This is a genomic window from Streptomyces sp. LUP47B (assembly GCF_001746295.1).
Classification (GTDB): Bacteria; Actinomycetota; Actinomycetes; order Streptomycetales; family Streptomycetaceae; genus Streptomyces.
Window position 1 is genome coordinate 1 of sequence record NZ_MJAH01000049.1, and the last position, 580, is coordinate 580.

At 68.4% G+C, this 580-nt stretch carries 1 pseudogene; it reads left to right on the forward strand.

From position 1 onward, the window contains the following. Nucleotides 1-453, forward strand: a pseudogene (locus tag BFN33_RS49020) (hypothetical protein); the annotation flags it as partial. Nucleotides 454-580 lie beyond the last annotated feature (127 nt).

The following is a 580-nucleotide window of genomic DNA, read 5'->3' on the forward strand; positions in this document are numbered from 1 at the left end:
CACTCGCTGGAGAACGCTCAGCGGTCGCTGGCGAAGGCGCAGCAGGGTGTGCAGGACGCCGAGCAGCGTGCCGCGGAGGCGCGTGTCGCGGCGGCCCGGCAGATCGAGGACGCCCAACGCTCCCTCAAAGGCACGGTGCAGGACGTCGCGGATGCCAACCGCAGGGCTGCCCAGCAGGTTGCCTCCGCTGAACGCGATCTCGCCGACGCGCAGCGCGCGGCCCGGCAGGCGCAACTCGACCTGACCGGGGCCCGCAAGGAAGCCGCGCAGGAGCTGGAAGACCTCAACAACCGGCTCGAAGACGCCCAGCTCGACCAACGCCAGAAGGTGTTGGACCTTCAGGACGCCGAGCAGGAGCTGACCGCGGTCAAGGCCAAAGGCGGCAAGGCGACGAAGGAGGAGCTGGACAAGGCGCAGCTCGCCTATGACAAGGCCGTCCAAGCCCTGGAGTAGCAGCAGACCGAGACGGCTCGCCTGCAGACGCAGACCGAGGAGGCTAACAAGGCGGGTGTCGAGGGCTCGAAGAAGGTCGTCGGGGCGAAGCAGACCATCACTGACGCCAGCCAGGCAGCGATCGACA